The following is an 11225-nucleotide window of genomic DNA, read 5'->3' on the forward strand; positions in this document are numbered from 1 at the left end:
ACGGATGACGCACTTTTTTATCGCTAAATAGCAGGTAACAAATGGAGCTACGAGCGAATAGCTGAGGTGAGCACGCTATCAGTTGGGCGCAAAGAAACTGCCTGCAAAGCGATGCAGGGTCGAATGCTTTGTATGGATTAAACTATCGGAGGCCGATACAAATCATGGGTGACTTGTACCACTGGTGCGGTAATTTCTGAGGCAATGGATGCGCGACAAGCCAATGGGGAGAGCTGGCTGTCAGTGACTGGTAATGGGACAAAAACGAATGAGCAAGATGCTGTACAGCAATTGTGGATCATACCGGAGCCATCAACACAGCTCATGGTAATCTCTGCAGAGTCGGAGCTCAACGATGAGGCCATCTCCATGCTCATACTCGGGGAGCCGCAGTGATCGTTCTCGCTTGCCATTTCCGTCATGTGAGCAGACATCATGGCATCACTCGACATCATTTTTAGGCTCATTAAAGGCGCACTATTTACCACGCTAGATACCAGCAGTATCAGCGTTGTACATAACGTTAGCCAAATTGTATGCAATGATTTCAGACGCATACGGTTTCCAGTCAAAATGAGCTTATATATCGAGTAACCACTAAATAATAAAGGTTACCCTAGGGGTAAAGTCAAGGATTATACCGACCCCACTTCGAGATAATGAGTTCTACATCTTAAAGTCAATTGGACATATTAATCGCTAAGAAATATCTCGCTAGTGAGTTTTTTGTCACACGAACTTTCCATGGTAGGGTTTATCCTTATAGAATGTAAGGTTTAGTGTGCCTGCTTCGGGGGTTGTATGATAGAAATTGTCATCGATGGAAAATATAGAATTGTAGAAGAGGGGCTAACCCTTCTGGAAGCAGCCAAAGTGTGTGGGGTAGAAATCCCTTCACTGTGCGGAATGAACAAAAGTAACGAGAAAATTCCGTGTGATTTGTGTGTTGTCGAAGTGGAAAGTGGCGGAACTAAGCGCGCCTGTGATCTCAAAGTGTACCGCGGTCTCAATGTCGTCACACAATCAGAACAACTGAGTGAGCACCGCAGAAAAGCGCTCAACCGAATCATGACGGACCACTACGCCGACTGTGAAGCTCCATGCAAAACGGCGTGTCCTGCTGGAGTAGACATCCAATCTTATCTTTACCATATCTCGCAAAACGATCATCAAAAAGCGATTGAAGTGATTAAACGCACACTGCCAATGCCGTTGTCGATTGGGCGCGTGTGTCCGGCATTCTGCGAAAGTGAGTGTCGCCGTTCTTTGGTGGATGAGCCGATTGCCATTCGTCAACTCAAACGCCATGCCGCAGACGCAGATCTAGCGGCGCATGAAGCGTATGTCCCAGAGAAAAAACCAGCGAAGCATCGCAAGATCGCCGTTGTTGGTAGTGGTCCCGGTGGCTTAACAGCAGGTTATTACTTGTCGAATGAAGGTTATGACGTCACCGTATTTGAGTCCATGCCAAAAGCAGGCGGTTGGCTACGCTACGGCATTCCTGAATATCGCCTACCCAAAGACATTCTAGACAAAGAAATCGAACTGATGTGCCGCAACGGCATGCAAGTTGAAACCAACAAAAAGCTTGGTGTTGATTTCACGCTGTCTCAATTGAGTGAAGACTACGATGCTGTCTGTTTGGCAGTGGGGGCGTCTCAAGCGGTAGAAATGAATTATCCTGGTAGCGACTTGGACGGTTGTTATCTCGGTGTTGATTACCTGAAAGATTACGTTACAGAACAAAACTACGTTACGGGCAAAAAAGTTGCCGTGATTGGTGGTGGGAACACTGCGATCGACTGTGCGCGTACGGCGCGTCGTGCGGGTGCCGATACCACTTTGATCTATCGTCGAACTCGCGACGAAATGCCGGCCGAAGACTACGAAATCGTCGAAGCTGAACATGAGGGCGTAAAGTTCCATTTCTTAACGAATCCGGCGGAAAACATCGCGGATGAAAACGGCCGCGTGAAGGCAATTCGATTAGAACGAATGGCGTTAGGTGAGCCAGATGCGTCTGGTCGTCGTAGTCCGAAACCAACGGGTGAGTTCTTTACTGAAGCATTTGATACCGTGATTGCAGCGGTATCGCAAAAGCCGGATCTCAGCTTCTTAGAAAACGATGAGCTCTCCATTCCTCTAACGCGTTGGAACACATCTGAATCCAATGCGCAAACCATGCACACGGGTACGGGCAATATCTTCAGTATCGGTGATTTTCGTCGTGGTCCTGCGACAGCGGTTGAAGCAGTGGGAGACGGGCGAGTTGCGGCAAAAGCGATTGATCTGTTCCTCAATGGCGATATGGCGGATATGCCGAAACCTGCGTTCAACTCTCGTAAAGAGAAAAAACTGGTACAGGTTGACCCACTTCATTTTGAAAACATCCAAAAAGTTGCTCGTTCAATCATGCCGGAGTTGACTCCAGCGCAGCGTGAGCAGAGTTTTGCTGAAGTGGAACTGGGCTTTGATAACGAAGAGGCCATGAAAGAAGCGGCGCGCTGCTTAGAGTGTGGTTGCCAAGCGAATACCGACTGTGCCTTGCGAGATTACTCAACGGAATATCATGCCGAGCAACATTTCGATGTTTCCGTGGACGTTTCCTCTGCTAGCGTGATTGGTCATCAAGATTGGCTCGATTTACGTGCGAAAGATCTTCGTCATAAATACGAAGTAGACCGCAGTTCTGAGTTCATTGAATTTGATGCTAACCGCTGCATTAGTTGTGGTCAGTGTATTCAAGCATGCCGTGAGCAAGCGGTACATGGTGTGTTGAGTTTTGTGTCGGATAAAAATGGCCGACCAGATGATCGTCCACGATTCCGCTCCGATGAAAAAGGCGCAAGTTGCAGCGGTTTGACGCTCATGGGCGATTCAAAATGCGTGCAATGTGGTGCGTGTGTTCAGGCATGTCCAACGGGCGCGATGGTGGACAGCCGTGACCGCTCTCAAGGCAGAACCGAACAGCTAAAAGCCGTCGATACCATTTGTACCTACTGCGGTGTGGGTTGTAAGTTGACCATGTTTGTCGATGAGCGACAAAACAAAATCCGCTATGTAAAAGGGGCGGATTCGCCGGTTAACCAAGGTATGCTGTGCGTGAAAGGCCGTTTTGGTTTTGACTTCATTAGCAGCGAAGAGCGTTTAACGACACCACTGATTCGTAAAGATGGTTGGTTGCAGCCAGCAACTTGGGACGAAGCGATTCAGCTAGTGGCTTCGAAGCTTTCGACGATCAAGCAAGATTTTGGTAGCAACGCACTGGCCGGATTCTCTTCAGCGAAAACCACTAACGAAGATAACTACGCGTTTCAAAAATTCATCCGTCGTGAACTGGGTACGAACAACGTTGATCACTGCGCACGTTTGTGTCACGCATCAAGTGTGACAGGGCTTGAAGCATCGTTGGGGAGTGGTGCGATGACCAACGACATTCCGAGCATTAAGCATTCCGATGTGATCTTTATTATCGGTTCTGACACCACATCTGCGCATCCGATCATCGCTTCGCACATCAAACAGGCGATTCGTCATCACGGGGCGCGCTTGATTGTGGCAGACCCGAAACGAGTGGACATGGCTGAACATGCAGAGCTGTACTTGGCGCATCGTCCGGGCACGGATGTTATGTTGCTCAACGGCGTGATGCAGCAAATCATCAAAAATGGTTGGTACGATCAAGAATACATCGAAGAGCGCGTCGACGGCTTTGATACCTTGCTTCAAGAGGTGATGTCGCCAGCGTACAACCTCGACAAAGTTGAGTTAGTGACGGGCGTAAAAGCGGACGATATTTTCGCGATGGCACGAATGATTGGTACGGCAAAACGCACGGCGGTGTATTACTCAATGGGTATTACCCAGCATACAACAGGGCACGACAACGTTCGTTCGATTGCAAACCTGCAATTGTTGTGTGGCAACATCGGTATTGAGGGTGGTGGTATTAACCCACTGCGCGGTCAATCAAACGTACAAGGTGCGTGTGATATGGGCGCATTGCCGAACTGTTATCCGGGATATCAAAAAGTGTATAACCCGATTGTTCGTCAGAAATTCGCGATTGAGTGGGATGCGCCGAACTTACCTTCTGAGCAAGGGCTTACCCTAACGGAAATCATCGATGCGGCGTGCAAACGAGAAGTTCGCGGGATGTACATCATGGGCGAAAACCCAGTACTGAGCGATCCAAACCAAGCACACGTGATTGAAGGGTTGGAAGCACTCGACTTCTTGGTCGTGCAAGACATCTTCCTCACCGAGACGGCGCAGTACGCCGATGTGGTATTGCCTTCTTGTTCATTTGCGGAAAAATCCGGTCACTTCACCAATACTGAGCGACGCGTGCAGCGCGTTAATGCGGCAGTGAAAGCGCCGGGTGAGGCGAAAGAAGATTGGTGGATCATTCAAGCGGTCGCAAACGCGATGGGCAGCGATTGGCATTACCAGTGTGTTTCTGAAATCACTAGTGAGATCGCGCGTGTAACGCCGCAATATGCAGGGTTGCGTTGGGACGCGATCACGCCGAACGGTGTTCAATGGCCAAGTAACAAGAACAATCCAAACGGTACTCGTATTATGCACCAAACCCAATTTACCCGAGGGAAAGGGCAAATGGTGGGCGTGCCGTTCCGCTATGCAGCTGAGTTGCCTGATGAAGAGTATCCTTTGGTGCTTACAACAGGGCGTGTGCTAGAACAGTTCCACACCGGTACGATGACACGCAAAACGAAAGGGTTGGATAATCTTGCTGGGCCAAGAGCGATGATCAGCGTTGAAGATGCTGAAGCAATTGGTATCCATAATGGTCAGCGCCTAAAAGTGTCGACTCGTCGTGGCAGCATCGAAATTGATGCGTTTGTGACCAAGCGAATGCAAAAAGGCGTCGTGTTTATTCCTTTCCATTTCGTTGAGTCGCCAATTAACCGATTGACGACTACGGCAACGGACCCGCATGCGAAAATTCCTGAATTCAAAGTCGCAGCGGTGAAGATTGAAATCAGTGAAACGGCCGCTCAACCAGAGCCTGTCGAGGAGGCGGTACACTACGTCTAACATCAACGCTTCACGCACTGGCGAGTTGAGAAATTGCATTTAAGCTTATGATATGTAATAGCGAAACGAGCAGTGCGTGTGCCGAGCGTTTTTAAGTGGATCATATTGCTTCTACCCGCTCTTATTTGGCTGGCGGTCAGGCAAATTGAACATATTTGGTGGGCGGAGAATCTTACCTCGATTCCCGCCCTCATTGTGTTCACTTCCGTTGCTTTAGCCTCGGCGTTTTTCATCACTCGTCGATGGTTGCAAAGTGCATTTTCCGCCTTTGTCGCTATTTTGTTTGTCTCGCTCCTTGTTCCGTCGCAGCGCAGCCATGTGGCGTCTTGCCCGCAGTCTTTGAGCGTCATTCAATTCAATCTTTTTTACGAAAACTCAGACATCAATCAGTTCATCAACTATCTGTTGAGGCATCCTGCTGATTTGGTGGTAATGCAAGAGCTGACGCTGCGTGTTGGCAGCCTCTTGCACATGTTGGATGATGTCTATCCGCATTATTATGGTGGCCAACGTGACGTAGGGTACCCATCAAATTTGATGATTCTTAGCCGACACCCGATCACGGAGGTTTCGGTTTATCGTGCGCCAAATGGACAAGAAGTCATCAGAGCGGTTTGGTTGCCTAACGGTCAAGCACCGATCACTTTGTTTGCGGCTCATCCACCGTCACCAAGAACCAGCGAGCTTTGGCATCAAAGAAATGCGCTGGTGCGAACCATAGAAACGCTGACCACGCTTTATCCCGAGCCAGAGGTGTTGGTTGTGGGGGATTTCAATCTCTCCTCGGTTAGCCCTCGTTTTTCTACGCTGTTCCCGAGTTTTCAAACCGCGCCAGTGACGAGCTGGCCAACTAACATCAAAGGCATCAACGTGCCAGAGCCGATGATGATAGGTATTGATCATTTGTGGCTAAAATCTGAGCAAGGACAGCGAATCATCTGCTCTCGTGAATCCTCTGCTTTACCACAAGGCTCAGATCACCGCATGGTGACAACCCAGATCGGTGTGCATATTCCATAGTTCAAGCTCTTAGAATTTGTCATGTTTCATAAGTAAAACCGGTACTGAGCTTGTCATAGAATTGACTGTCTCTGACGATCCTCTGTTATTTGAGCAAGTTCTATAACCTAAACTTTGCTCGCTTCCTATACTGAATTAACGAAGCAGAGTTTTTATAACAACAAGAGGCAGCTTGCATGACAAGAACAACCTCATTTGCACTCGTTCTATTACTGATGTGCGCATACTTTGGTTACAACCGTTATTACGTGTATCCGCAGCAGTTGGAAACACAGGCCAAGTCCATGTTGATACAAATGGCAAATCGCGAAGAGTGGATGGATGTGTTTGAAATGATGAACCGCGTAGAAGCTAACAAAGGGCATTTAGAGCTTGCCGCGTATGTTAAATCCTCTGATGGCAAACGTGCTTACAGTGAAGGGTTCATCACCTATACCGACCGAGACGGGATGGTATGTAAAGAAGTGGTTTTTAACTTCAAAATTAACTCGTTGAAGAATTACAGCATTTCTGACTTACGCGATTGTTCTTTTGGTGAATATTACTAAACCGAATCGTGCCATTGAGCATTGTCAGTTAGACATTCAAATTTCCAAACAAAAATAGCCTAATTGTCGAGGCTATTTTTGTTTCTACGGAAGAGAAAAATGGGCAACTTTAATCGAGCGATTTCTTAAACCTTAGTGACGCGACGACCAATCCAAATACGGTAAACCCGAGCAGCCAAAGGGTATCTCGCCATAAGTCCATCAGATCCGCTCCTCGCAACACTATGCCTCGAATCATGCGCATAAAGTGAGTGGCGGGCAGGGCTTCTGAAATCCACTGTGCAGCGACTGGCATGCCCTCGTAAGGGAACATAAATCCAGACAGCAGAATCGAAGGCAGAAGAATGAACACCGTCATTTGCATCGCTTGAAGCTGTGTTGTGGCGATGGTGGATATGACCAATCCTAAAGTTAAGCTGGCGGCGATAAACAACAAGGTTCCAAACAGAATTTGGCTGATTGCACCGTTAATCGGCACGCCGAAAATCCAATGTCCCAACCCTAGAATGATGAAAACCTGAATTAAGCCGACAAAGATATACGGCACGATTTTCGCCACCATTAGCTCTATCGAGTGGATGGGCGTGGTGATCAATAGCTCCAAATTTCCCCGTTCACGTTCTCGTACAATCGCGGCACTGGTGAACAAAATCATCGTCATGGTGAGAATCACACCGAGTAAGCCGGGTACGATGTTGACCGCAGAACGCCGACTTGGGTTGTAGTAGAGTGCGACTTCGAATGTTTTGCTTGGCGCTGGGCGAATCTCGAAATCAAAATCGGTCAATGGCATGGTTTGCAACGACAATATTGCCGAGCTGATCATGGTATCTGACCCATCCACAATCCACTGCCCAAGCTCCCGACCTTGCATCATGCGTTGTGTGAGATCGCTTGGCAAAATCAGCACGGCGCGCACAATACCATCTTGAATCGCTTGTTCAGCCTCTTGCGCGGTGGCATAGGTTTCTTTGATATCCACCACTTGAGTGACTTTGACGGACTGGGTAATGATCCGTCCGGCGGTGCTGCCACTTTGGTCGACAACACCTACCGGAATGTTGCGAATGTCCGTATTGATTGCAAAGCCGAACAACAAAAGCTGGATAAGCGGGATCATCACCACCATGCCAAATGTGATTCGGTCACGGGAAAGTTGGCGAATCTCTTTGATCATGACGGCTTTCATGCGAGCGATAGGTTTCATCATTGGCGGCCTTTCCCTGTCACGCTGACAAAAACATCTTCTAAGCTTGGGCGAGCGTGGTTCATTTCAGCGTTTTGAAGTTCAGGAAACGTCTGCTTTAACCATTCAATCGGCTGCTCGACATGCTGGTGGATAAGGATGCGTAAACGAATCCCCAACTGCGCCGCAGAGCGAACTTCGTCACGTTGAATCAGCTTTTCTTTAAGTTCACGAAGTTTGTCGGCTTTCACCTCAATGATATTAACGCCCATCTGTTCCATTAACTGTTCGGGTTCGCCATCGGCACGAATTTCGCCTGATTCCATGATTGCCAGACGGTGGCAGCGTTCCGCTTCGTCCATGTAATGCGTGGTGACCAAAATCGTCGTACCTTGATCGCACAAGTCGAACAACTGCTCCCAAAAATCGCGTCGATTTTCGGGATCAACGGCGGATGTTGGCTCATCCAAAAATAGCAGTTCGGGTTTGTGCATGGTCGCCGCGGCGAGTGAAAGGCGCTGCTTTTGACCGCCACTCATGCCGCTTACGCGCTGTTTGCGCAATTGATCCAACCCGTAAGTGGTGAGTTGCTCTTCTATCCGCTCTTTCAGCGACTTGCTGCTTAAACCAAAAATTTGCCCAATAAATTCAAGGTTCTCTTGAACGGATAGGTCATCGTACAACGAGAACTTTTGTGTCATGTAGCCAATTTTGAGCCGCAGTTGTTCGGATTGTTTTGGGATTTCTAATCCAAGCACATCCACACTGCCTTCGCTTGGGCTGAGAAGGCCGGTGAGCACACGAATGGTGGTCGACTTACCGCAACCATTTGGCCCCAAAAATCCGTAAATGCTGCCTTTGGGCACGTTTAGTGTGATGTTATTGATAGCAGTAAAGTCGCCGAACTTTTTGACCACATTTTGAGCTTGAATTGCATACTCGGTCATTGGCTTACTCCACCAAATCTACTTGGGCAGGCACACCGGACGGCAACGTTTTGGCAGACTCAGGTAAATCAACTTCTGCTAGATACATCAATCGTGAACGTTCTTCTTCGGTTAGTGCGAAGTAGGGCGTGAATGAAGGCTCACTAGCCACCCAACGAACGGTGCCTTGTAATGGACTCTCAAGGCCATCGACATTTACCATCACGGTTTTCCCAGGAATAAACCCGATTCGATAATCGGCAGGAACATACACTCGCGCATACGGTACGCGGTTGGCTTGAATCACGGCAACCACACCGTTTACTGGTACGCGTTCGCCAAGATTGTAAGGCAAATTATCGAGCGTACCGTCACGCGTGGCCGTGATGGTGAGTTCTGCCAGTTTCTGTTCTTGCAACGCCACTTCGGCTTTTGCCGCCATTAAAGCGGCTTTAGCTTGTTCGATGTCTTCGAGGCGAGAACCTGCGGTGAGCTTACTGAACTCTTCTTTTGCTGAGTCTAATTCCGCTCTCGCAGAGTCCCTTGCCGCAAGAGCGGAATCTTTTTCGGATTGGCTGATGAGCTTTTTACGCACCAGCTCTGCTTTGCGTTGATAGTTTTTCTGCGCTTCGGTGAGCTGCGCTTCCGTTCGGGCTACGCGTGCCGATGCGGCAGCAATGTCTTCTGGGCGTTCACCATTGGTCAATTTAAGCAAATACGCTCCCGCTTTGGCTTGTTCGGCAACGGCGTGTGCAAGAACGGCTTGTTGATTCTTGGTATCGAGCTGAACCAACACTTCCCCTTCACTGACCAAGCTGCCTTCTTTGACGGGAAGGGCTCTAATAATCTCATTAGATGTGGCAGTAAACGTTACGCGGTCACGCTCTAAAGTGCCAAGCGCTTGGTGCGTGTTATCTTTTGAACAGGCGCTTAAAAGGGCAATAATCTATGTGCCAAAAATGATTCGCTTCATAGTGCGGTGCTTCCTTTGAAGAAGTAATGCATGAATAGATAACTTGCGAACGGGAGCGTGTTGATTGAGTCCGCTAACCCGTCGCTAACCGCCATCCATAACGATTTCTTTTTAGAGCTTAGCATTTTATCTACAAGCGATTCTTTTTAAATAGAGAGGCTTAGCGTTGGAAGAGGGCTATGAAGGCCTCAATTTAAAGAACCTTGACCAAGCTCCGGTTTTTATCGGCAAATGACATTAAAAAAGCCCAGCGATCATCGCTGGGCTTGAATAGATAAGAATGACGTGAGTGACTATGCAGTTTTGAATTGGCCGACGATCTCTTGTAGACCTACCGCCAGCTCACTTAAATAGCGACATGCAATTGCGGTTTGGCGTGAACCTGTCGCCACTTCGCTAGAGAACTGGTTGATGTGTTCCACGTTACGATGCAGCTCTTCTGTTACCGAGCTTTGCTCGCTGCAAGCACTCGCAATTTGAATGCTCATTTCAGCAATGTTATCTGCGCCTTTTTCGATTTGGTCGATGGTTGCACCAGCTTTTTGTGCTTGCTCAACGCACTCTTGAATCAAATCGCTGCTGTTGTTCGTTGCTGAAACGGCACTCTTCGAACAATTTTGCAGTTTAGAGATGATTGTGATGATCTCTTCGGTTGAAGCTTGAGTGCGGCTTGCTAGCGTTCTCACTTCATCCGCTACGACGGCAAAACCACGGCCTTGTTCACCAGCGCGCGCAGCTTCAATGGCAGCGTTAAGCGCAAGCAAGTTGGTTTGTTCCGCGATGTCTTGGATAACGTCAACCACAACGCTAATGTTAGATGCGTCTTGTTCCAGTTCTGTCACCATGTTGCCAACAGATTGAATCGCCAATGACGCTTCGTGGATTTGGTTAATACATTCTTGAACGACACCGCGGCCTTCTTTCGCATCGTGAGAAGCACTGTTTGCCGTTTCTGACGCTGCTTCGGTGTTGCTGGCGACTTCATTTACTGTCGCTTGCATCTCGTTCATTGCTGTTGCGATAAGGTTTAGCTGAACTTGTTGTTCATCCATGCCGGTTGAAGTCTGTTCGGAAATCGCGCTCACTTCTTCAATGGCGGTGCCTACTTGAGCTGTGGTTGACGAGATACTGTCGACCAAAGTAAGCAACTTCGCTTGCATATCAACGCAGGCATCTGCCAAGGTGCCAAGCTCATCATGACCAATTTTGTTACGTGGAAGCTGGTAAGTTAGGTCGCCCGACGCGATTTTCGACGCCATGTTTACCACATAATTTAGTGGTGTGCAGATCTGTTTGGTTAGGAATAGGCCTAGCGTAAAACTCAGTGCCAATAGCGCGACGATAGCAATAATGCTGTAGGTGATTGCGCTGCGCACTGCTTCATGAGCGCTAGCAATATCTTCTTGTACGTAGGTTTGGTTTATACCGAATCAACTTGAAGATGCAGGCTTGAGAACCTGAAAATTATCATTAATTCGAGATGCCAAAGAGCCTGCGATCTCTGGAAGAGTCAC

7 protein-coding genes and 1 pseudogene are annotated in these 11225 nt (G+C 48.4%); 3 read left to right on the forward strand and 5 right to left on the reverse strand.

Going from position 1 to position 11225, the window contains the following annotated elements:
• Positions 1-137: 137 nt before the first annotated feature.
• Complete coding sequence (locus B7360_RS20725; RefSeq protein WP_005391253.1) at positions 138-557, reverse strand: hypothetical protein; 420 nt, start codon at positions 555-557, stop codon at positions 138-140.
• Positions 558-801: 244 nt separating this feature from the next.
• Here B7360_RS20725 and fdhF point away from each other — a divergent pair, with 244 nt between their 5' ends.
• From fdhF to B7360_RS20740, 3 genes are all read left to right on the forward strand, one after another.
• Entirely contained in the window at positions 802-5058 is a 4257-nt protein-coding gene (fdhF, locus tag B7360_RS20730; RefSeq protein ID WP_085344516.1) for a formate dehydrogenase subunit alpha, read from the forward strand.
• A gap of 72 nt (positions 5059-5130) precedes the next feature.
• Positions 5131-6078, forward strand: a complete 948-nt coding sequence (locus B7360_RS20735; protein WP_085344517.1) for an endonuclease/exonuclease/phosphatase family protein — start codon at positions 5131-5133, stop codon at positions 6076-6078.
• A gap of 176 nt (positions 6079-6254) precedes the next feature.
• Positions 6255-6626, forward strand: coding sequence for a hypothetical protein (locus B7360_RS20740; protein WP_085344518.1), 372 nt, complete (start codon positions 6255-6257; stop codon positions 6624-6626).
• A gap of 109 nt (positions 6627-6735) precedes the next feature.
• On the opposite strand, the gene B7360_RS20745 is transcribed toward B7360_RS20740, so the two are convergent.
• From B7360_RS20745 to B7360_RS20760, 4 genes and pseudogenes are all read right to left on the reverse strand, one after another.
• Positions 6736-7833 carry an ABC transporter permease gene (locus B7360_RS20745; protein ID WP_005498311.1) on the reverse strand — a complete coding sequence of 366 codons (1098 nt, stop codon included), beginning with the start codon at positions 7831-7833 and terminating at the stop codon, positions 6736-6738.
• Complete coding sequence (locus B7360_RS20750) at positions 7833-8759, reverse strand: ABC transporter ATP-binding protein (RefSeq protein WP_005487744.1); 927 nt, start codon at positions 8757-8759, stop codon at positions 7833-7835. The genes B7360_RS20745 and B7360_RS20750 overlap by 1 nt, the downstream gene beginning before the upstream one ends.
• A 4-nt stretch (positions 8760-8763) precedes the next feature.
• Complete coding sequence (locus B7360_RS20755; protein WP_101911945.1) at positions 8764-9684, reverse strand: HlyD family secretion protein; 921 nt, start codon at positions 9682-9684, stop codon at positions 8764-8766.
• Between the two features lie 320 nt (positions 9685-10004).
• A pseudogene (locus B7360_RS20760) lies at positions 10005-11135 on the reverse strand (methyl-accepting chemotaxis protein); the annotation flags it as partial.
• Positions 11136-11225 lie beyond the last annotated feature (90 nt).

Origin of the sequence: Vibrio sp. ArtGut-C1, assembly GCF_002105475.1 — a bacterium.
GTDB classification, from domain to species: Bacteria; Pseudomonadota; Gammaproteobacteria; order Enterobacterales; family Vibrionaceae; genus Vibrio; species Vibrio diabolicus.